At 71.1% G+C, this 21,706-nt stretch carries 17 protein-coding genes and 1 pseudogene; 11 read left to right on the top strand and 7 right to left on the bottom strand.

All coding sequences use genetic code 11. The features are described from left to right. The first annotated feature begins 78 nt into the window (after window positions 1-78). Window positions 79-720: a transglycosylase family protein gene (locus tag EDD92_RS11475; RefSeq protein ID WP_399182564.1), complete on the top strand. Its 642-nt coding sequence runs from the start codon at window positions 79-81 to the stop codon at window positions 718-720. Here EDD92_RS11475 and EDD92_RS11470 read toward each other — a convergent pair. The 3 genes from EDD92_RS11470 to EDD92_RS11460 are packed head-to-tail and all read right to left on the bottom strand — an operon-like array spanning window position 617 to window position 4,732. Beyond that, window positions 617-1,330: an ATP-binding cassette domain-containing protein gene (locus tag EDD92_RS11470; RefSeq protein ID WP_123964206.1), complete on the bottom strand. Its 714-nt coding sequence runs from the start codon at window positions 1,328-1,330 to the stop codon at window positions 617-619. The genes EDD92_RS11475 and EDD92_RS11470 overlap by 104 nt on opposite strands. Next, a complete protein-coding gene (locus EDD92_RS11465) occupies window positions 1,327-4,245 on the bottom strand; it encodes an ABC transporter permease subunit (protein ID WP_123964205.1) in 2,919 nt (972 codons plus the stop codon). The genes EDD92_RS11470 and EDD92_RS11465 overlap by 4 nt, the downstream gene beginning before the upstream one ends. A 10-nt stretch (window positions 4,246-4,255) precedes the next feature. Further along, window positions 4,256-4,732 carry a hypothetical protein gene (locus EDD92_RS11460; protein WP_123964204.1) on the bottom strand — a complete coding sequence of 159 codons (477 nt, stop codon included), beginning with the start codon at window positions 4,730-4,732 and terminating at the stop codon, window positions 4,256-4,258. A gap of 134 nt (window positions 4,733-4,866) precedes the next feature. Here EDD92_RS11460 and EDD92_RS11455 point away from each other — a divergent pair, with 134 nt between their 5' ends. The 4 genes from EDD92_RS11455 (at window position 4,867) to EDD92_RS11440 (ending at window position 8,713) form a co-directional block, all read left to right on the top strand. Then, window positions 4,867-5,442 carry a hypothetical protein gene (locus EDD92_RS11455; RefSeq protein WP_123964203.1) on the top strand — a complete coding sequence of 192 codons (576 nt, stop codon included), beginning with the start codon at window positions 4,867-4,869 and terminating at the stop codon, window positions 5,440-5,442. Continuing rightward, window positions 5,411-6,712, top strand: coding sequence for an ABC transporter substrate-binding protein (locus EDD92_RS11450; RefSeq protein WP_123964202.1), 1,302 nt, complete (start codon window positions 5,411-5,413; stop codon window positions 6,710-6,712). The genes EDD92_RS11455 and EDD92_RS11450 overlap by 32 nt, the downstream gene beginning before the upstream one ends. Window positions 6,713-6,805: 93 nt before the next feature. Further along, entirely contained in the window at window positions 6,806-7,615 is an 810-nt protein-coding gene (locus tag EDD92_RS11445) for a hypothetical protein (RefSeq protein ID WP_123964201.1), read from the top strand. Window positions 7,616-7,669: 54 nt separating this feature from the next. Beyond that, complete coding sequence (locus EDD92_RS11440; protein ID WP_123964200.1) at window positions 7,670-8,713, top strand: YafY family protein; 1,044 nt, start codon at window positions 7,670-7,672, stop codon at window positions 8,711-8,713. Here EDD92_RS11440 and ctaD read toward each other — a convergent pair. Then, window positions 8,613-10,280 (bottom strand): annotated as a pseudogene (gene ctaD / locus EDD92_RS11435) (cytochrome c oxidase subunit I); the annotation flags it as partial. The gene EDD92_RS11440 and the pseudogene ctaD sit on opposite strands and share 101 nt — an antisense overlap. A gap of 460 nt (window positions 10,281-10,740) precedes the next feature. Here ctaD and EDD92_RS11430 point away from each other — a divergent pair. Further along, window positions 10,741-10,956: an I78 family peptidase inhibitor gene (locus EDD92_RS11430; RefSeq protein ID WP_123964199.1), complete on the top strand. Its 216-nt coding sequence runs from the start codon at window positions 10,741-10,743 to the stop codon at window positions 10,954-10,956. Window positions 10,957-11,042: 86 nt separating this feature from the next. Here EDD92_RS11430 and EDD92_RS11425 read toward each other — a convergent pair whose 3' ends face one another. After that, on the bottom strand, window positions 11,043-12,065 hold the full coding sequence (locus EDD92_RS11425) for a phosphatase PAP2 family protein (RefSeq protein ID WP_123964198.1): 1,023 nt from the start codon (window positions 12,063-12,065) through the stop codon (window positions 11,043-11,045). 237 nt (window positions 12,066-12,302) lie between these two features. After that, window positions 12,303-13,553 (bottom strand): glycosyltransferase family 39 protein, encoded by a 1,251-nt coding sequence (locus EDD92_RS11420; RefSeq protein ID WP_123964197.1) that lies wholly within the window; start codon window positions 13,551-13,553, stop codon window positions 12,303-12,305. Window positions 13,554-13,815: 262 nt separating this feature from the next. Between EDD92_RS11420 and EDD92_RS11415 the strand changes: the two genes are divergently transcribed. Both EDD92_RS11415 and EDD92_RS11410 read left to right on the top strand, forming a co-directional pair. Beyond that, window positions 13,816-15,417: an MFS transporter gene (locus EDD92_RS11415; protein ID WP_123964196.1), complete on the top strand. Its 1,602-nt coding sequence runs from the start codon at window positions 13,816-13,818 to the stop codon at window positions 15,415-15,417. A 176-nt stretch (window positions 15,418-15,593) separates the two neighbouring features. After that, window positions 15,594-16,784: an acyl-CoA dehydrogenase family protein gene (locus tag EDD92_RS11410; RefSeq protein ID WP_123964195.1), complete on the top strand. Its 1,191-nt coding sequence runs from the start codon at window positions 15,594-15,596 to the stop codon at window positions 16,782-16,784. Between the two features lie 49 nt (window positions 16,785-16,833). Here EDD92_RS11410 and EDD92_RS11405 read toward each other — a convergent pair whose 3' ends face one another. After that, window positions 16,834-17,274 (bottom strand): cell division protein SepF, encoded by a 441-nt coding sequence (locus EDD92_RS11405; protein WP_030947434.1) that lies wholly within the window; start codon window positions 17,272-17,274, stop codon window positions 16,834-16,836. A gap of 321 nt (window positions 17,275-17,595) precedes the next feature. Here EDD92_RS11405 and EDD92_RS11400 point away from each other — a divergent pair, with 321 nt between their 5' ends. From EDD92_RS11400 to EDD92_RS11390, 3 genes are all read left to right on the top strand, one after another. After that, window positions 17,596-18,768: a DUF5685 family protein gene (locus EDD92_RS11400; protein ID WP_185123989.1), complete on the top strand. Its 1,173-nt coding sequence runs from the start codon at window positions 17,596-17,598 to the stop codon at window positions 18,766-18,768. A gap of 187 nt (window positions 18,769-18,955) precedes the next feature. Continuing rightward, window positions 18,956-21,271: a nitrate- and nitrite sensing domain-containing protein gene (locus tag EDD92_RS11395; protein WP_123964194.1), complete on the top strand. Its 2,316-nt coding sequence runs from the start codon at window positions 18,956-18,958 to the stop codon at window positions 21,269-21,271. After that, window positions 21,268-21,696, top strand: coding sequence for a roadblock/LC7 domain-containing protein (locus EDD92_RS11390; RefSeq protein ID WP_123964193.1), 429 nt, complete (start codon window positions 21,268-21,270; stop codon window positions 21,694-21,696). Before EDD92_RS11395 ends, EDD92_RS11390 begins: the two co-directional genes overlap by 4 nt. Window positions 21,697-21,706 lie beyond the last annotated feature (10 nt).

The raw sequence follows: 21,706 nt of genomic DNA, 5'->3' as shown, positions 1-21,706 counted from the left end.
CGTCCGACCGGGTGGGGCCCTTCGGCCCGCCGGACGCGCCGGAGCGGTCGCAGGCCGCCCACTGCTTACGGTGGCCCGATGTTCCGCATGCACCGTACGCAGTTCGCACTCGCGCTGGCCGCCGCCCTGTTCGGCGCCCTCGTCCCCGTCACGGCGCAGGCGGCACCGCCGCCCCCGCTGCCGGGAGCGCTTCCGGTGCGCGTGTCCTACAGCTGCGCCAAGGACCACTGGCCCTGGGGCTGCATCGCGGACTGCGAGAGCGGCGGGCGATGGGACATCAACACCGGGAACGGCTTCTATGGCGGGCTGCAGTTCCGGCAGTCCACCTGGAAGTACTTCGGCGGGCTGAAGTACGCTGCGCGCGCGGATCTCGCCACCCGCGAGGAGCAGATCGCCGTCGCCGAGAAGGTGCTGGCCGCCCAGGGGTGGGAGACCTGGCCGGCCTGCTCCCAGCGCTACCGGCTCCAGGGGCGTGTGCACGCCGTCCACGCCGGAGAGACGCTGGTGTCGATCGCGGACAGGTACGGCATCGACGGCGGCTGGCTGACGCTGTACCGGGCCAACAGGGACATGGTCGGCGAGCATCCGAAGCGGCTGAACGTCGGCACGCAGCTGCTCATCCCGCGGAGCCCGGCCCGCGCCCAGGAGCCGTACCAGGACTTCGAGGAGGCCGGCCCGCCGCTGTCCGGCGACGTTCCCGTTCGCCCGCCTCTCCGCTGAACACGACGGTGCCGCGGCGCAATTCGTACACGATGACCCCCGTCCGGTCCTGAAGCCCGGGCGGCAGCCGCTGCTCGGCGATGACGACGCATGCGTCGACAGCGCCCAGCAGGTCGTAGGTGCGGGCCGCGACCGCGGGCGACATGCCCTGCGCGGGCTCGTCGACGAGCAGCACGCGTGCGCGTGCCAGCAGGGCGCGGGAGAGGGCGAGCATGCGCTGCTCGCCGCCGGAGAGGGTGCCGGCGCGACGCGTGAGCAGGGGTTTCAGCTGCGGGTAGGCCTCCAGGGCGAAGCCGTAGTCCCTGGCCGCCAGTTCGAGGTTCTCGTGCACGGTGAGGGAGCCGAACACGGCCTGCCGCTCGGGAACCAGACACAGGCCCCGCCGGGCCCGCTCGTACGCCGGTGTCCGGCTCACGTCGACGCCGTCCCACACCACCGCGCCGCCGGACAGCGGTACGAGGCCGGCCAGCGCGCGCAGTGCGGTCGTACGGCCGGATCCGTTGCGGCCGAGCAGGACGGTGAGGCCCGGGCCGGGGGCGGCCAGGGTGACGCCGTGCAGGGCCTCCAGGGGGCCGTAACGCACGCGCGCGTGGCGCAGGGAGATGGTCATGCGCCCGCCTCCCCGGTGCCGAGGGCGTCGAGTACGTGCGCGGGTGGGCCGGAGGCGACGATGCGGCCCGCCGTCATGACGTGCACGACGTCAGCGAGGTCGGCGACCAGGTCGAGGTCGTGCTCGACCACGAGGAGGGCGGTGCCGTCGGCCGCCAGGGCCTTCAGCACCCGTGCCAGAGCGGCGACTTCGGTGTTGTCGAGGCCGGCTGCGGGCTCGTCGAGCAGCAGCACGCGGGGGCTGCCCGCCAGGGCCCGGGCCAGTTCCACGCGGCGCAGCGTGCCGGTGGGGAGGCCGGCGGCGGGCAGTGCGCGTACCGGGCCGTCGAGCGCCAGCAGCCGCAGGGTGCGCTCCACGGCTTCCGGGTCGGGCACCCGGCCCTGCTCGGCGCCCACGCGGACGTTTTCGGCCACGGTCAATGACGGGAAGACGGCGAGTTGTTGGAAGGTTCGCGCGATGCCGAGGCGGGTGCGGGCGTGTGCGGCCAGCCGCGTGATGTCTCTTGCGCCTAGGCGCACTTGACCGTGCGTGGGGCGCACGGTGCCCGCCAGGCAGTGGAACAAGGTGCTCTTTCCGGCGCCGTTGGGACCGACGATGGCGGTGACCTGGCCGGGGCGGACGTCCAGGTCGACATCGTCGAGGGCGGTGAAGCCGCCATAGCGGGCGCGGAGGTGGCGTGCTTCGAGGGTGGGTGCGGGTGGGGTGTGGTGCACCCGGCCTTCTGCCGGGTTCGGCTTCCCACCCGCACCACCCGTATCCCTTTCGTGGTCGGGTGCGGGTGGCCCTTGTGGGGGTGGAGCGCCGTCGGCGGCTGCCGGTCGATCTCGCGAGGATTCAGCGCCTCCGGCGGCTGCCGGTTGCTTCCGTGAGGTTTCCGTGTCGCTGGCGGCTGCTGGTTGCTTCCGTGAGGTTTCCGTGTCACTGGCGGCTGCCGGTTGCTTCAGCCGGGTTTTCGCGGCACCGGCGGTCTCGCTCCCCGTTTTCCCGAACCGCCCCGTCGCCTCGGCACGCGGCGCCGTGGTTGCCCCCGCCAGGGCCGGGCGGGGTGCGAGCCCTTCCTCCGCAGGCCACAGCCTCCGCCGTACCCGTGCCCCCACCTCCGTCAGCCGCGCACTCCGCCGTGGCCGCAGGCGGGCCCCCGCCGTCCGCAGCGCCTCGTAGGGCCCCCCGGGGAACCGCCCGACCAGCACCGCCAGTACGCCGATCAGTGCTGCCGCCACGCCGCCGCGGGCGCCCGCGTCGAGGCCCACCAGGAGGGCGGCCGCGGCCAGGGCACCCAGGGTGCTGTCGGCGCCCAGCACCACGACGGCGGCGAACCACAGCAGGCCGCGCACCGGGTCGTAGGCGCCCGGGTCGAAGGCCCGCAGGCCCATGCCGAGCATGCCGCCGCCGAGCGCGGCCAGGGCGGCGCCCGAGACGAAGGCCAGGAGCTTGAGCGAGGGGACCTGGACGCCGGCTGCCGAGGCCCCCGACTCGTGGTCCCGCATGGCGGCCAGGGCCCGGCCCGTGCGGCCTCGGCGCAGCGCCCGAGTGGCCAGCAACGCGGCTGCCAGCAGGGCCAGTTCGAGGACGTAGTAGGCGCGGTCGCCGTCGAAGCCCGCCGGGCGGTCCAGGGAGAGGCCCGAGGTGGCGTACGGCTGCGCGAACACGAAGCGGCTCACGCCGACGCCCACCGCGAACGTCGCCAGTGCGAGGGCGAGGCCTTGTCGGCCGATCGCCGGCCAGCCCGTCAGCAGGCCCAGCGGGGCGACCAGGACGACCGCCACTGCCAGGGCGGCCAGTTCGGGCAGGCGCGGCAGCCCCGGCAAGCGGCCCGCTGCGAGGAGGGCCGTGAACAGGGCGCCCAGGCCCGCGTAGGCCGCCTGTCCGAGGGAGATCTGGCCGCCGCGGCCCGTCACCACCACCAGGGATAGCAGGACCACACCCAGCGCCGGCACCTGGACCGAGGTGTGCAGGTCCGAGCCCGCGAAACCCAGCGGGAGCAGGAACAGGACGACGGCCACTATCCAGGCGCCCGGCGGCGTCGGCACGCGCGCGGTGGCCGTGCGGGGGAGCGCGTCGCGGGTGCCGATGCGGGGCAGCACCAAGGACGCGACGAGCAGCGCCACCACGAACAGGTTCGCGCCCACCGCCTGCAGCAGAGGCTCGCCCCACCCGGAGGGATGCAGCCGCGTCAGCTGGCTCTGCGCGATCCCGATGCCCAGCGCCACGACGACGGCCACCGGCAGGTTCCGCATCCGCGCCGCCACCGCGACCGCCACCACCTCCATGACGAGCAGTGGCAGCCCGTACGGGTCGAGGCGCACGTACGGCGCCAGCAGCGCGCCCGTCAGGCCCGCCGTGAACGCACCGAACGCCCAGCCCGCCGCCGCCACCCGGTCCGCGTCGATCCCGCCGAGCACCGCGAGCTGTCGGTCGTCGACCACGGCCCGCAGCTCCCGCCCGAACCGCGTCCATCGCATCACCGCCCCGACGCCCACGGCCAGGACGAGCATCACGGCCAGCTGGCCCCACGGGTCCTCCGACACCAGTTCCGGGGCGTCGTCCCGTGCCCCCTGCCCCCACACCAGCGCGGCCCCGCCGACCAGCAGCACGAAGACCCCGATGGACGCGACGAGCGTCTGCGCCGGGTCGCTGCCCAGGACGGCGAGCGGCCGGAAGACGAACCGTTCCAGGGCCACACCGATCGCCGGGGCCAGGACGACGAGCGTCACCGTCGCCGCCAGCCACAGCGGCCAGCCCCACTCGACCACGCACTGCCGCAGCACATACGCGCACACCATCGCGATCGCGCCGTGCGCGAAGTTGAGCACGCCGGTCGCGCGGTACGTCACGATCAGGCCGATTCCGGTGAGCGCGGCCGCACTGCCGACGGAGAGGCCGGCGAGCGTGAGGTCGTACGTCAGGGAGGACATCGGGAGGACTTCAGTCGGTCTCGTCGGCGGGTTCGCAGATCGGGCACGGGCCCAGCTCGCCGCTCTGCAGCAGTTTCGCGTCGACCGGTACGGCCTCCACCTTCCCGGAGACCAGCGGGCAGTCCGCGCGGTGCCACAGCGTGCCGCCCGGCACCATCAGCAGGTCACCGCTGACCGCGAGAGGCAGGGCGGCCGCCTGCCGGGACTCGTCGGCGTCGGCGGACTCGGCGGCGGCCAGGAGGCCGTAGAGCTCCTCCACACGGGCGGCGGCGAGCGCGTTGCGCCCGTGGGTGAGCAGCATCGACCCGGCGATGATCAGTGCGGCGCCGGGGACCGTGCAGGAGGCCAGATAGGGCAGCTGACGTTCGGCGTAACGCTCACCGGAGATGCCGTACCAGCCGATGACGCACAGCACCGCACCCGCGGCGAGCGCGGCCCAGCCGGCCCACAGGACGGGGTGCACGGTCCGCAGTCGGCCTGTCCGCATCGCTGGCTCCCACAGTCGCGAGTCTGTGCATGTGCCTGTCCATGTCAGCCAATGGCTTGCACTATGCCTCCTGGAAGCTGACCCTGAAAGCACCGGGCGCACCTTGCCCGGACCGACACCCGGTGGTGAGCCAGATGGTTCTCGGGAGCGACCTCAGGCGGGGGAACACAGGCAGGGGGCGCGGCCCAAGGGCGGCGGGACGGGGTACGGCGTTCGCGGCCGCCCTTGTTCTCATCTTCGCCCCGGTCCTCGCGGCGTGCAGTGACGACAACGGCGGCGGCAGCGCGAGCACACCCCCCACTCCGTCCGTGGAGAAGACGACGAGCGCACCGGCCACCGCGCCCGCCGACCCCGCGGCGGCCAAGCAGGAGATCAGCAAGAACTGGCAGACGTTCTTCGACCCGAAGACGTCCCTGGCGGAGAAGCAGAAGGTCCTGGAGAACGGCGAGCGGATGGCGCCCGTCCTGAAGGCCTTCAGCGGTGACAAGCGCGGCGGCCAGGTGCAGGCGAAGGTCCAGAAGATCGAGTTCACCTCGCCGACCCAGGCGACCGTGACCTACACGCTGACCCTGAACGGCGCCACCGCCCTGCCGAACGCCTCCGGGACCTCGGTCGAGCAGAGCGGCACCTGGAAGGTGTCCGTCAACACGCTGTGCGCGCTGGTCAAGCTGAGCGGCGATGCGTCGCAGTCGCCCGCACCGGGCTGCTGAGGGCGCAGCTGCCGCGGCGCTGCTGCTCGTCCTGGGCACGGCCTGCGGCAGCCGCCTGCCGGAGAGCGACTTCGAGCACGGCGGCCGGTCGAACGCGCCCGCGCCCAGCAGTGGCACGCCCGTCCGCGTCGGAATCATCACCAGCGCCACCAGCCCGGTCGGCGGCAACACCTTCACCGGCCCGCGCGACGGCGCCAAGGCCTACTTCGACCGGCTGAACGCGCGCGGGGGCATCGGCGGGCGCCCTGTCGAGGTGCGGGAGTGCGACGACGGAGGCAGCGGCGTCGGCAACAACACCTGCGTGCACCGGCTGATCGACGAGGACCAGGTCGTCGCCCTGGCCGCGACCACCGCCCTGGACTACGCGGGGGCCTCCCGCGTCTCCCACGCGCGCGTGCCCGACATCGGCGGCCAGCCCATCGGCGCCGCCTACGACACCTGGCCGCACTTCTACGGCATCTACGGCAGCCTCGCCCCGAGGAACGGCACCCCCGGCTGGAACGGAAAGCTCTACGGCGGCACCGAGGTCTACCGCTACTTCAAGCGCGAGAAGGGCGCCCGTACGGCCGCCGTCGTCTCCTACAACCAGGCCGCGTCCGCCGCCTACGCCCGCCTCGTCGAGCAGGGCCTGAAGGCCGAGGGCTACAAGGTGGTCACCGAACAGGTCGACTTCGCGCTGCCCAACTTCCGTGCCGCCGCGGCCGACTTGAAGGAGCAGGGCGCCGACCTGGTCTTCGACGCCGTCGACACCCACGGCAACGCCCAGCTGTGCAAGGCGATGGACGAGGTCGGCGCCAAGGTCACCGCGAAGGTCACCAACGTACAGAACTGGACGTCCACCGTCCCCGACGACTACAAGGACTCCCCGCGCTGCCGCAACGCCCTCTGGGCGACCGGCTCCAGCCGCAACTACGAGGACACGGGCAACGCGGCCGTACGCCGGTTCCGGGACGCCACCAAGGGCCTGAAGACGCACTCCCAGTGGCAGTTGGAGGGCTGGGCGGCGGCCATGTGGTTCACGGACGCGGCGAAGTCCTGTACACAAACGGGCATCACGCGCGCGTGCGTCGACGCCTTCATGAACCGCAGCGAGGACTACACCGCGGGCGGGCTGCTGGTTCCCGTCACCTTCGAGCGGCTGGCCGACCCGCCGAAGGACCGCAGAACCTGCCTGTCGGTGGCCCGTTGGCAGGACGGCCGGGGCTGGGTGTCCCAGGGCGACATGAACAGCAACTGCTTCGACGTGCCGCAGCTCTCCTACCGGCCGTAGTACGGAATCGGCCGTAGTCCGGGTAAAGGGCAACCAAAGCGCCTGTTCGCGGGTCTAACCGAGAAGCACAGGCCGAGAGGGGATCCGTACCGCATGACGACGGTGGCTCCGCAGTCCACACCGCTGCGCGCCGACTGCATCGCCGACTCCGCGGGCGGCCTGACCTTCGACGTCCGAGCGGTCGGCGAGACGGCAACGGCCCTGCTCGTGCTGCGCCGCCGCGACAGCCACGACGAGGTGTACCTGCCGCTGACCCCCGCCGCGGACGGCCGGCTGCGCGCCGCGCTGCCCAGCATCGTCGCCCTCCCCGAGGGCCGCTGGGACGCCTACGCGCGCGTGGACGCCGGCGATCCGCGCCGCCTGGCACCCGGCGTCACCGACCTGCGCTCGCTCGCCGCACGGACCCCCAGCGGCTCCCGCGGCCACGTCGCCGTCCGCATCCCGTACGCGACCCGGCAGGGCAACCTCACCGTCCGCAGCTGGCTGCGCGCCCCGCACGCCGAGGCGGGCGAACTGGGCATCAAACAAGGTGTGTTGACGGTGCCGGGGCGGGTCTACGGCATCGGGCTCGGCCCGGACGCCCATGCCGAGCTCCGCGGCCGGCACGCATCCGTCCCGGTGCGGCGGACCGAAGTCCTCGCCGACCGCACCGAGTTCCGCTTCAAGGTGGTCTACGGCGCCCTGGAGCCGGGCCTGTGGGACCTGTGGCTGCGGCCCGCGGGGGAGGCGGGACCGGCGGTGCGGGTCGCGCGGCTGCTCGACGACGTGGCCGACAAGAAGCCCGTGTTCACCTATCCACGCGTGCGCGTGGACGCGCCGTACGGCCCCGTGGAGGCCGGGCCCTACTACACACGGGATAACGACCTGTCCGTGTCCGTCACCGCGGTGAGCGCTCCTCTTTAGGACAGCAGCTCTTCAGGACAGCAGCGGTCCGCAACGGCTGGCAGACTCGGACCCATGTTGGAGACCTCGGCACGACTGCTGCGTCTGCTCTCGCTCCTCCAGGCCCACCGCGAGTGGTCCGGCGCCGACCTCGCCGACCGTCTCGGTGTCACCCCGCGCACCGTGCGCCGGGACGTCGACCGGCTGCGCGAGCTGGGCTATCCCGTCAACGCCAGCCCCGGCACCGGCGGCGGCTACCAGCTGGGCGCGGGCGCCGAGCTGCCGCCGCTGCTCCTGGACGACGACGAGGCGGTCGCCGTCGCCGTCGGGCTGCGCACGGCCGCCGGGCAGGGCATCGAGGGCATCGGCGAGACCTCCGTACGGGCCCTCGCCAAGCTGGAGCAGGTACTGCCGAACCGGCTGCGCCGCCGCGTGGGCGCCCTGAACGCCTTCACCGTGCCGATGCTGCGCGGCCCCCAGCCCTCCGCCGTCGACCCGGCCGTCCTGACCGAACTGGCCAACCTGTGCCGGGACTGCGAACGCCTGCGCTTCGAGTACAGCGACCACGGAGGTGCTCCGAGCCGCCGTACCGTCGAACCTCACCGCCTGGTGTGCTCCGAGCGCCGCTGGTATCTGGTCGCCTGGGACCTCGACCGCGCGGACTGGCGTACGTTCCGTGTCGACCGCATCACGCCGAAGCCGCCGCACGGCCCGCGCTTCGCGCCGCGCACCCCGCCCGCCGAGGACCTCGCCGCGTACGTCTCGAAGGGCGTCTCCACGCGCGCGTACGCCACACATGCGGTCGTCCGGCTGCTGGCGCCCCTGGAGGAGGCCGCGGAGCGCATCTCGCCCTCGGCGGGGCAGCTGGAGGCGGACGGCCCCGGTGCCTGCATTCTGCGCACCGGGGCCGCGAGCCTCGACGTCATGGTGATTCACGTGATGATGACGGGCTTCGACTTCGAGGTTCTGGAGCCCACCGAGCTCACCGAGGCGATCAGGACGGCCCGGGACCGGCTGTCCCGCGCTCTTCTCCGAGAGGCTCCTCGGGCGTCGCCGCGAACTCGGGATGGTGCAGATCGAATGCCGGGGACTCGGAGCGGATCTTCGGCAGCATCGTGAAGTTGTGCCGCGGCGGCGGGCAGGAGGTCGCCCACTCCAGGGAGCGGCCGTAGCCCCAGGGGTCGTCGGTCTCGACCTTCTCGCCGTACTTGGCGGTCTTCCAGACGTTGTAGAGGAACGGCAGCGTCGACATCCCGAGCAGGAACGCGCCGATCGTCGAGATGGTGTTGAGGGCCGTGAAGCCGTCCGCCGCGAGATAGTCGGCGTACCGCCGTGGCATGCCCTCCGCGCCCAGCCAGTGCTGCACCAGGAACGTGGTGTGGAAGCCGACGAAGAGCGTCCAGAACTGGATCTTGCCCAGCCGCTCGTCGAGCATCTTGCCGGTGAACTTGGGCCACCAGAAGTAGAAGCCGCCGAAGATCGCGAAGACGACCGTGCCGAACACGACGTAGTGGAAGTGCGCCACGACGAAGTAGGTGTCCGAGACGTGGAAGTCCATCGGCGGCGACGCGAGGATCACCCCGGTCAGACCGCCGAACAGGAACGTCACCAGGAAGCCGCACGCCCACAGCATCGGCGTCTCGAAGGACAGCGACCCCTTGATCATCGTGCCGATCCAGTTGAAGAACTTCACACCGGTCGGCACGGCGATGAGGAACGTCATGAAGGAGAAGAACGGCAGCAGCACCGCGCCGGTGACGAACATGTGGTGCGCCCACACCACCACCGACAGCCCGGTGATCGCCATCGTCGCGCCGACCAGCGTGAGATAGCCGAAGAGCGGCTTGCGGCTGAAGACGGGGAGGATCTCCGTGACGATGCCGAAGAACGGCAGCGCGATGATGTACACCTCGGGATGGCCGAAGAACCAGAACAGGTGCTGCCACAGCAGCGCCCCGCCGTTGCCCGCGTCGAAGACCTGCGCGCCGAAGCGCCGGTCCGCCTCCAGACACAGCAGCGCGGCCGCGAGCACCGGGAACGCCATCAGGATCAGGATCGACGTGAAGAGCGTGTTCCAGGTGAAGATCGGCATCCGGAACATCGTCATGCCGGGGCAGCGCATCCCGATGATGGTGGTGATGAAGTTGACCGCGCCGAGGATCGTGCCGAAGCCGGCCAGCGCGAGCCCCATGATCCACAGATCGGGTCCGACACCGGGGGAGCGCACCGCGCTGTTGAGCGGCGCGTAGGCGAACCAGCCGAAGGCGGCGGGACCGCCGGGCACGATCAGCGAACCGAGCACGATCAGGCCGCCGAACAGGAAGAACCAGTACGAGAGCATGTTCAGCCGCGGGAAGGCGACGTCGGGGGAGCCGATCTGCAGCGGCATCAGCTCGTTGGCGAAGCCCGCGAACATCGGCGTCGCGAAGAGCAGCAGCATGATCGTGCCGTGCATGGTGAACAGCTGGTTGAACTGGTTGTTGTCCATGATCTGCAGCCCCGGCCGGGCGAGTTCGGCGCGCATCAGCAGCGCCATCACCCCGCCGGTCAGGAAGAACAGGAACGAGGTGATCAGGTAGAGGTGCCCGATCTTCTTGTGGTCGGTGGTCGTCAGCCAGTCGACGATCACCCGCCCCTGACTGGTCCGCACGGGTCGCGCCGCCGCCTGCACGGTCTGGGTCCCCATCGCTCGCTCGCCCCTTCGCTCGTCGCGCCCCGGGTCCGCTGAAGCCCGCGCCACCCCCGTCCGCGAGCTCACGTCATGATGCGCGCGCTGTCGCGCGCTCCGACAGGGGGCGTACGGGGGTTCTGTGCTGGAACCGTGCATTTCCTACGCGGTGTCAGCCCTACGAACCCGCCCGGAATCGGACCGGAAAGAAGTCCGGGATCGGTTCTCACGGCACTTTCCGACGGGCTATTCGGAGAGCGGCCGCGACACGCGGGAATTACGTTCGATTGCCTGCAGAAGGCCTACGGAACTGGTACGGAACCGCTCGTACGTGTGACGCCCGCAACGCAGTGGTTGATGTCGCGTGAGCCGAAACACGTGTCGTGATCCTGTGACAGAAGTGTGACCGGAGGGGGATATGGGCCGAGTGGGACCGCCCCGCCTTCCCTGGCCGGGGGACAGGGCCTAGCGTGGCGGCATGGCACCGATTCCCACTCCGCAGGCGGAACCCCAGGACAGTCCGGAGGCGTATCTCGGCCTCGATGCGGCAGGCGCCGAGCGGCGCGCGCGGGAGCGCGGCTGGTCCACGGTGCGCTCGCTGCCGCCGGGGGCGATCATCACGATGGAGTACCGCACGGGCCGGCTGAACTTCGAGGTGGAGGACGGCCGGGTGGTGCGGGCCTGGAAGGGCTGATACGTGACGAAGGCCCCGGTTCCCGTTCGGGAACCGGGGCCTTCGCTGTGCGGGGGTGGTTGTGCGTACCGACCCCGCTGTCCGTGTCAGCCGCCCGTCAGCGGGCGGGCCGTGGAGGCCGTCGCGCCGCGCGGGATGCGGTCCGAGTGCGGTGGGCGGCGGCTGCCGGCCGGGGTGACCGGTGTGCGCTCCGAGCGGGTCGTGTGCGGGCCCGGGGCCAGATAGACGGGCGCCCGGGCCGGGCGGGCCCCGGAGGTGACCGTCTCGCGTGCCGCGGCCTCGTCCTGCACGGCCGTACGGGGCTTGAGCTGCACGGGGGCGGCCACGGGGGCGGCCGGTGCAGTGGCCCCCTTGCGGGCGCGCCAGCGGTCGCGCAGGTCGAAGAGGGCGACCTCGGCCTTGGCGATCCCCGGCTCGCACCAGGGCAGGGCCAGCATGATCAGCAGGCCGGCGGCCCAGCCGAGGAGCACGTCGCTCAGCCAGTGCGTACCGAGGTAGACCGTGGCCATCCCGACGCCCAGCGAGGTCACCGCGGAGACGGCGGACAGCCAGCGGCGGGCTCTCGGGGTGGAGGCGAGGTAGGCCAGGATTCCCCAGGTCACCACGGCGTTGGCGGTGTGGCCGCTGGGGAATATATCGCCGCCCCCGCCCATCTCGTTCGAGCCGATCACGGTCGCGTAGTGGGGACCCAGGCGGCCCATGCCGTACTTGGCCGCGCCGACCGTGATGTTCAGCAGCAGCAGCGAGGCGCCCAGTGTCAGCAGGGGGCGCAAGGTGTGCTGCCGCCAGGAGCGCCAGCCCAGCCAGGCCGCGACCATCACCGCGGTCGGGCCGCGCTGGCCGAGGACGACGTAGTAGTCGACGAACCAGTGGATGCCCTGCCACTGCTGGTACGGCCGGAAGAACATGACCTGCCAGTCGAAGCGGACCAGCCACGACGTGGTCACGACGAGATACACGATTGCCAGGTAGAAGGCCAGGGTCCCGGTCAACAACGCGACCCGGTGCCGGCTCATCCTCGGCACATCGATGTGGGCCGGTCGTTCCGGCTCCCTGTCCAGCCTGGCGAACACCCGGTCCAGACGGGTGAGGTTTCGTTCGGTACGCACCCAATCGACGTTACAGCGAGTGAGGTAAGTTCTCCGTCTCTTCAGCTGCTTTGTGATGACGATGTGATGTGGGATTCCTCTCAGGAGCGGGTTTATTTCCAAGGAATCCGCAATGTCCGGGGACTGCTCCCTTCAATTCCTTTGATCATTCTGCGAATCAGTTTTATGGGACTTATGAATTCGTTCACCGAATGATGGGGCTGATTTCTCCGGACGCTCACCCGTTCCCCGAGTCGATCATGGGGGACCGGAGCCGTTCAGCCAGAACGCTCCGTACACGGCCGATGCCGCCGCGACACCGCCCACCACCAGCGCCGACCTGGAGGTACGCAGCCGGGACAGGGCCAGGGCGAGGGGCAGCAGCAGCGGGAAGGCGGGCAGCAGCAGGCGCGGTTTCGAGCCGAAGTAGCTCGACGCACACAGGGCGAGCGCGGTGACCACACCCGCGTAGACCAGCAGCGGGAGCGGCTGGCGCTGCCGTACGCAGACGGCGTACAGCCAGACCACCAGTCCGACCCCGACGACGATCCCGGCGGCCGCGAGAGCCGAGGGGAACGACGTGAACTTGTCGGCGACGAAGCGGGCGAAGGCCAGGCCGCCGTCGAAGCCGTTGCGCCAGCCCGCCTGGACGTCCAGATAGCCCAGCGGGCCCCTGCCGGTGTGGTGGCCGACCCACAGGACGTAGCCGGCGGCGCCCAGCGGGGCCAGGAGCATGGCCAGGGCGCGTCGTATGGCGGCGGGGGCGCGCGGTGTGTCCAGCGCGCCGCTGGATGACCCGACGCGCTGCGTGGAGCCGACTCCGGGCGGCGCGGGAGCGCGCTCGCCCGCGCGCGCGTCCGCCGCGCTCCGCTCTCGCACGAACGAGACCGTCGCGGCCGCCCACACGGCCGCGACGACGGCGAGCCCGACCGGCCGGGTCAGCCCCGCCAGCGCGGCCAGCGCGCCCGCAGTCAGCCAGCGGCCGGTCAGGACCGCGTACAGCGACCAGGCGGCGAGCGCCGTGAACAGCGATTCGCTGTACGCCATCGACTGCACGATCCCGACGGGCAGCACGGCCCACAGCAGGACGGCGCAGACGCCCGCCCTGCGGCCGTACACATGCTCCGCGACCGCGAAGATCCCCCAGGCCGCCACGAGCGAGGCGAGCAGGCTGACGGCGAAACCGGCGTCGGCGTACGACAGCGGGCCCACCGCCGCGAGGCCGCGCTCCAGCCAGGGCAGCAGCGGGAAGAAGGCCAGATTCGAGTGCACGTCGCCGTTCGGCAGCCGCACCTCGTAGCCGTAACCGAGCTCGGCGACCCTCGTGTACCAGAGCGCGTCCCAGCGGGCCGTCAGCAGCGTGTACGCGCTCTTGCCGCGCGCGGCGCTCCACAGGGCCAGCGCGAGCAGGCCCAGCGCGCGCACCGCCACGTACCCGAGGAGGGCCGGGGCCGCGCGGCGCAGGGCCGTCTCGCGAGGCGGCGCAACGCGTGTCACAAGGTCGGTCACGGGCTCGATTATCGACGGCCGCCGGAACCGGAGGGCCCGGCGGGGGCGTGGCCGGGAAGGATGGGGAGTGGCGTACGCCACACCGGTCTGTGCGAAGTCTGAGAGGTCCGCCACGTGACCTGTGCACGAACTCGCGTACGCTGACGTGTCACTCGCCTTCGTTGCGCGGGCCGGAGACCACCGCTCCTCTCCGGCCGAGATCACGGGGAGTCCCCACCCCGTGTGCCCGCCGACCGCGAGGGAACATCTGGGAGGTACGTACATGTCCGGGACGACCACGGCCGCCGCTGCGCTGCGCCGTCGGGCGGCCGGGGCCGGTGCCAACCGCTGGGTCGTCCTCTTCGTCCTCTGTACGAGCCTGCTGCTGGTCGCGGTCGACGCGACCGTGCTGCACGTGGCGGTCCCCGCCGTCAGCGAGGACCTCAGGCCCGGCGCGATAGAACTGCTCTGGATCGTCGACGTCTACCCCCTCGTCTGCGCCTCGCTGCTGATCCTCTTCGGCACGCTCGGCGACCGGGTCGGCCGCAGAAGGATCCTGCTGCTCGGCTACGGCCTCTTCGGCGTCGCCTCCGGCCTCGCGGCCCTCGCCCATGACCCTCAGGTACTGATCCTCGCGCGGGCGCTGCTCGGCGTCGGCGGCGCGATGATCATGCCCGCGACGCTCTCGATCCTCCGCCAGGTCTTCCCCGACCGGCGTGAGCGTGCGCTCGCGATCGGTGTCTGGAGCGCGGTCGCCGCGGTCGGCGCGGCGGTCGGACCGCTGCTCGGCGGTTTCCTGCTGGAGCACTTCTGGTGGGGTTCGGTCTTCCTCGTCAACATCCCACTGATGCTGGTCAGCCTGCCGGTGGGCCGGCTGCTGCTGCCCGAGTCGCGGGGCGCCGGTGACGGCCCCTGGGACGTGGTCGGTGCACTGATGGCGGCCGCCGGGCTGTTCGGCCTCGTACTGGGCGTCAAGCGGCTGGGCGGCGGCGAGGTGGGTCTCTTCACTGTGGCGCCGCTCGTCGTGGGCGCCCTCCTGCTGGTCCTCTTCGTACGACGGCAGCGGCGCCGTGCGCATCCGCTGGTGGACCTCGGGATGTTCGCGCGGCCCGCCTTCAGCACCGCCGTGGGCTGCATCGTGCTGGCGATGCTTGCCCTGGTCGGTCTTGAGCTGATCGCGGCGCAGTATCTGCAGCTGGTGCTGGGGCTGTCGCCGTTGGAGACGGGGCTGCGACTGCTGCCGCTGACGTTCGCGGCGATGGCGGCGGGGCTGGCGGGTGCGCGGATGCTGCGCCGCTTCGGCCCGCGCCGGATGGTGTCCTTCGGGTTCTGCCTCACCGCCGGGGCCGTGGTGCTGCTGACGGTGATGGGCGGGTCGGACAACGCGGGGCTGATGGTGGCCGCGTTCATGCTGCTGGGCTTCGGCCTGGAGACCACGCTCTTCGGGGCGTACGAGTCGATGCTGAGCGAGGCGCCGCCGGAGCAGGCCGGTGGGGCGGCGGCGATCGGCGAGACCTCGTACCAGCTGGGGGCGGGGATCGGTATCGCGCTCCTCGGGAGCGTGATGAACGCGGCGTACGCGCCCGGACTGGCGTCCGTTCCGGGGGTTCCTTCGTCGGCCTCGGCCGCGGCGGGGCATTCGCTGGGCGAGGCGTACCAGGTTGCCGCGCAGCTGGGCGGGCCGGTGGGTGTTGCCCTGCGGCGGGCGGCGCGGGACTCGTTCGTGCACGGGCTGCATGTGACTTTGCTGGTCAGTGCGGGCTTGCTGCTGCTGGGTGCGGTGATGGCTCTGCGGTTGCCGCGGATCATGCAGTGCGGGGAGCCTGCGGTGCCTGTGGAGTTGCCGGCGCCTCGGGAAGTCGCCGACTCCCGGGTCTCGGCCTGACCGATTTTGCGGCTCCGCCGCGGGGTCGTTGGTTGTCTGCGGCGCCGTGGGGGCTGGTCTCGCAGTTCCCCGCGCCCCTTAAATGCCGTTGTACTGGACGTGGAGGACACCGCACCGTAACGTCGGTCCAGAAGTCCTAACTAGCGGTGCTAGTTTTTCATCTGCCGGAGGGTCCTATGTCCGCGTCCTCGAAGCTGCCCCCCTTCGATCCCACCGACCCGCTCGGCATCGATGACCTGCTCGAACCCGAGGACCTGGCCATCCGGGACACGGTTCGCGGTTGGGCTGCGGACCGCGTGCTGCCGTATGTCGCCGAGTGGTACGAGAAGGGGGAGCTGCCCGGTATTCGCGAGCTCGCGAAGGAGCTCGGCAGTATCGGGGCGCTCGGTATGTCGCTCAGCGGGTACGGGTGTGCGGGGGCCAGTGCCGTGCAGTACGGGCTGGCCTGTCTGGAGCTGGAGGCCGCCGACTCCGGGATCCGGTCGCTGGTCTCCGTGCAGGGGTCGCTCGCGATGTACGCCATCCACCGGTTCGGCAGCGAGGAGCAGAAGCAGCAGTGGCTGCCGCAGATGGCCGCCGGTGAGGCCATCGGCTGCTTCGGGCTGACCGAGCCCGATCACGGGTCCGACCCTGCCTCGATGCGCACGCACGCCAAGCGGGACGGCGGCGACTGGGTCCTCAACGGGCGGAAGATGTGGATCACCAACGGGTCCGTGGCGGCCGTCGCCGTGGTCTGGGCCCAGACGGAGGACGGGATCCGCGGGTTCGTCGTGCCCACCGACAGCGCCGGGTTCTCCGCGCCGGAGATCAAGCACAAGTGGTCCCTGCGGGCCAGTGTCACCAGCGAACTCGTCCTCGACGACGTACGACTGCCCGCCGACGCCGTACTGCCGGAGGTCGTCGGCCTCAAGGGGCCGCTCAGCTGTCTCTCGCACGCCCGTTACGGGATCGTCTGGGGCGCCATGGGTGCGGCCCGCAGCTGTTTCGAGGCCGCCGTCGACTATGCGAAGTCACGGGAGCAGTTCGGGCGGCCCATCGGGGGGTTCCAGCTCACCCAGGCCAAACTCGCCGACATGGCGGTCGAACTGCACAAGGGGATTCTGCTCGCCCACCATCTGGGGCGGCGCATGGATGCCGGCCGACTGCGTCCCGAGCAGGTCAGCTTCGGCAAGCTCAACAACGTACGAGAGGCCATCGAGATCTGCCGTACGTCACGGACGATCCTCGGTGCCAACGGGATCTCGCTCGAATACCCCGTCATGCGGCACGCCACCAACCTCGAGTCGGTGCTGACGTACGAAGGCACCGTCGAGATGCACCAGCTGGTGCTGGGCAAGGCGCTCACCGGACTCGATGCGTTCCGGTAAAGCCTTCCGGTGAACCCTGCTTGGGGCAGGGCCGGTGAGCGGCCCTGCCTCAGCTCTGGTTGAAGAAACCGTCCGACCGGTGCTGTGCCGGCTCCCCGCTGACGATTTCCGTGTCGGCGGGCGTGAGCAGGAAGACCCGGTTGGAGACGCGGTCGATCGAACCGCGCAGACCGAAGATGAGCCCCGCCGCGAAGTCGACGACGCGCTTGGCGTCCGACGCCTCCATGGCGGTGAGGTTCACGATGACCGGAACACCCTCGCGGAACAGCTCGCCGATGGCGCGGGCGTCCCGGAAGCTGTCCGGGGTCACCGTGCCGATACGGCGGCCCTTGTCCTCGGCGGTGTCCGAGGCCACCTTGACCCGCGGGTCGGTGACCCAGGCATCCCCGGGCTGCTCGGTCCCTTCGGAGTAGTCGTCGTCGTAGTAACGCTCGTCATCGTTGTCGTCAACGAGGCCAAGCCAGGCACTCGCCTTGCGTACCGATCCCATGGACGCCTCCTCTCACAGCGGTCCTTCTTGCTTTCCGCATCCCTATGGTCATCCATGATGCGGTTGGCGCGCCAAGTGGATAGACGCCGCGCGGGGGGTTTGTGACGGTACTGGTGCAGAGCGAATCCGTCGAGAGCCCGCGTTTCCCAAGGGTCGTGCTGTACACAGATGCTGACTGTGAGTGAAATATGATTCTTCACGGCGTACGGGTGACGATCAGTGCGTACGGGTGAACGCAGTGGTCGATACGATGCGGCAGTTCAACGCCGTATCAGAAGCAGCAGTGGTACCGGATGTCACACGAGCCACGGGGGGATCGTCGTGTTCGGAATCGTCAGGCCTTGTCGGCATCGGCTGGGTGAGAACCTCAAGTCCCAATGGGTTGCGCATTTGTGCGGACTGTGTCTCGCACTGCGCAAGGATCACGGTCAGTTCGCGCGGGTCGTGACCAACTACGACGGGCTGCTCATATCCGTTCTGACGGAGGCTCAGGCCGAGAGGACGGCCGGGTGGCGACGTACGGCCGGGCCCTGTCCGCTGCGCGGGATGCGTACCGCGTCCGTCGCGCAGGGGGAAGGGGCGCGGCTCGCAGCCGCCGTATCGCTGGTGCTCGCCTCGGCCAAGGTGCGGGACCACCTCGCCGACGGGGACGGGCTGCTGAGGCGGAAACCGGTGGCGCTCGCCGCGCGCCGGGTGGCCTCGAACTGGGATGCGGCGGGGGCCCGTACCGGATCCGCCGTCGGGTTCGACACCGCAGTGCTCTTGGACGCCGTGGACCGGCAGACAGGTATCGAGGCCCTCGCCGGGCCCGGGACGCCGGTTCTGACGGTCACCGAACCGACCGAGACGGCGACCGCCGCGGCCTTCGCGCACACCGCGGTCCTGGCCGGGCGGCCGGGCAACGCGGAGCCGCTCGCCGAGGCGGGGCGGCTGTTCGGGCGGCTCGCACATCTCCTGGACGCCGTGGAGGACCGGGAAACTGACGCCGCGTCGGGTGCCTGGAACCCGCTCACCGCCACCGGAACCCCGCTCGCCGAGGCCCGGCGGCTCGCCGACGACGCCCTGCACGGGATCCGGCTCGCGCTGCGTGAGGTGGACTTCGTGGACAGCGGGCTCGCCCACCGGCTGCTCGTGCACGAACTGCGCACCTCCGTCGACCGCGCCTTCGGTACGGCCTCCTGCGCGCACGGGTCGGCACCGTCGCTGTCGGGGCCGTATGCACCGCCCGGCGGTCCCGGTGGGCCGTTCCTGCCGCCGGAGCCGCCCAGGCGCGACCGGCGTGGACTGCTGGCGGGCTGCGCGGTGTGGGCCGGGCTGGCCTGTACGTGCCAGATGTGCTGCGGCGAGTACGAGGACCCGTGGAGCCGTCAGCGCAAGGACGGCCTCTGCAAGGGCACCGACTGCGGCGACTGTTGCGATTGCTGTGACTGCGGCTGCGATTGCTGCGATTGCTGTGACGGGTGCGACTGCTGCGACTGCGGCTGCGACTGCTGATCCGGTACCGCAGGTGTCGTATACGGAATGCGCCGCACGGAATGGCCACCTGGCGCTTCCCGAAGATCCTGTGTCCGTAACGTAAAAGAAGAAGATGATCTGGTGACCGGTGCCCCGTGAGGTCGTTGGGCGGAAGCAGAACCATTTCTGTCCCTTGCCCAACTCGCCACCCACATAAGGCACTTCAGTGGACGTCACAGCAAAAGCGACCACCACCATTCGTACCAGGCTGCTGCGGATCCTGATCCTCGCCCTCGCGGTCCTGCTGGCGCTGCTCGGCGTCGCGGCCGCCGAGCAGATCTCCGCCTACCGCAACGCATCCGCCACCGACGGGAACGCACGGCTGGAGATCACCCTCCAGGGCCTGGTCCACGAGTTGCAGAAGGAGCGCGGACTCACCACCGGATACGTGGGCGGAGTCGGGCAGTTCAAGGCCAAACTGCCCGCCCAGCGCAAGGCCACCGACACCGCCCGCGCAGCGCTCGACAAGGCACTGAAGGGGCGCGACGACGCGGCCGCCGACTCCGTGCGCGAGTCCCTCGGACGGCTCGACGGCCTCGCCGGCATCCGCCGGCACGCCGACGACAGGACCGGCGTCGTGAAGGACACCTTCAACTACTTCACCACCACGATCACCGTCCTCGACCGGCTCGACCTCGGCCTCGACGCGGTGCGCGACGGTACCCTGCGCGACGCCTACCAGGCGCTCCAGATCCTCGGCAACGCCAAGGAGTTCACCGGCGAGGAACGCGCCATCGTGCTCGGCTCGGTGCGCGCGTCCGGCGGCCGGTTCCGCGGCGACGACTACAGCCGCTTCATGCAGATCCGGGCCGGCCGGCAGGCCGCCCTCGCCGCCTTCCCTCGCTCGGCGACCACCGGGCAGGAACGGCGCCTGGACGAGGCCCTGACCACTCCGGACGCCGAACGCATGCTGGCGTACGAGAGCGTCGCCGTGCACGCGGGCGGCAAGCTGAACTCCTCCGACCTCCCGCCCATGGCCTGGTGGGACACCACGACCTCGACCATCAACGGGCTGCGGGCCGTGCAGATCTCGCTCGGCGCCGATGTCGAGAACCGCGCCGCCGGACTGGAGAGCACCGCCCAGCGCGACCTGCTGCTGTTCCTCCTGCTCGCACTCGGCACCGTCGCCGCCCTCGGTGCGCTCGCCCTCGACTGCGTACGCTCCGTCTCCGCCCCGCTCGCCGAACTCGCCCAGCAGGCACGGGAGGTGGCGGGCGAGGGCCTTCCGCGCGCCGTCACCGCCGTACAGGACGCGGACTCCGGGGAGAGCCCCGAGCCGCCCGCCCCACTCGCGGTGCCCCGCCGGGCGGGAGCCGAGGTCCGGGAGGTCGCCGAGGCGTTCGACCGCGTCCAGCGCGTCGCCTTCGACCTCGCCACCGAGCAGGCCGTGCTGCGCCGCAACGCCACCGACTCGCTGGTCAGCCTCGGCCGCCGCAACCAGAACCTGGTACGCCGTCAGATCAGCTTCATCAACAAGCTGGAGCACGAGGACGCCGACCCGGCCACCCTCGCCAACCTCTTCGAGCTGGACCACCTCGCCACCCGTATGCGCCGCAACGCCGAAAGCCTCCTCGTGCTCGCCGGGGAGTCCAGCCCCCGCCCCTGGGCCACCCCGCTGGCCGTCACCGACGTGCTGCGCGCCTCGCTCGCCGAGGTCGAGGAGTACCGCCGGGTCACCCTGCGCCGGATCGAACCCGCGCACATCAGCGGCTCCGTCGTCGCCGAAGTCGCCCACCTGCTCGCCGAGTTGGTCGAGAACGCGCTGAGCTACTCGCCGCCGGACTCCGACGTGGAGATCGAGGGGCGCCGCACCAGCGCCGGCTATCTCGTCGCGATCGTCGACAACGGCCTCGGCATGGACACCCAGGCGCTCGCCGAGGCGAACGTACGGCTGTCCGGCACGGCCAGCTTCATGGCCGAACCCACCCGGTTCCTGGGTCACTTCGTCGTCGGCGCCCTCGCCCGCAAGTGCGGGATCGAGGTACGGCTCGGCGAGGCACCGGCGGCCGGAGTGGTCGCCCGGGTGCTGATTCCGGTGCACCTGCTGACGGAGGCTCCGCAGGGCAAGGCCGCGGACAAGCCGGTGCTTCCCGCTCCGCGGAAGGAGAAGGAGGTGGACGTTCCCCCCGAGGAGCTGGTGACCGTTCAGGCAGGGGCGAAACCCGCCGAGAACGCCGGTGACAAGGCCACGGGCGGCAAGGGCACCTCCGCCGCACGGACCCGCAACGGGCTCGTCAAGCGTCCGCAGCGCAGCGCCATTTCCGACGCCGTCAGCGAGACCGACCGCCCGGAGCGCCCCGCCCCCGCCGAGCCCATGCCCGACCGCAGCCCCGAGGAGATCTCCGGGATGCTCTCCACTCTGCGCAGCGCCCATATGCGGGGCGGGATCAGCGTCGAGAAGGAGAAGACGAGCGAGAAGGAGAAGGCGAGCGAGAAGGAGAACCAGAAGGGCGCCGAGCAGAAAGAGGGTGAGGGCAAGTGACCGCCGTCGACGCCCACAAGGACTCGCAGGCCTTCAACTGGCTGCTCGCCAACTTCGTCAAGAGCACCGACGGGGTACGGGACGCGGTCGCCGTCTCCTCCGACGGTCTGCTGATCGCCGTGTCCGACGGGCTCGGGCGGACCGAGGCCGACCATCTCTCCGCGATCGTCTCGGGACTCAGCAGCCTGGCGCGCAGCGCGTCCAAGCGGTACGGCTTCGACGGGGTCAAACTCATCATGATCGAGATGGGGCGGGGTTTCCTGCTCGTCTCCGCGATCCGCGACGGCAGTTGTCTCGGCGTGCTTGCCGACAGCAGCGGTGAACTGGGGCTCGTCGGCTACGAGATGGCGGTCCTCGCGGAGCGTGCGGGCGATCTGCTCACGCCGACGCTCATCGCCGATCTGCGGCAGGCGTTGCCGCGGTGAACGGCGAAGA

This window comes from Streptomyces sp. TLI_185, from assembly GCF_003814765.1.
Lineage (GTDB): Bacteria > Actinomycetota > Actinomycetes > Streptomycetales > Streptomycetaceae > Streptomyces.
Note: the sequence above shows the minus strand (reverse complement) of the source record. Positions and strands in the feature narration are given on the sequence as shown.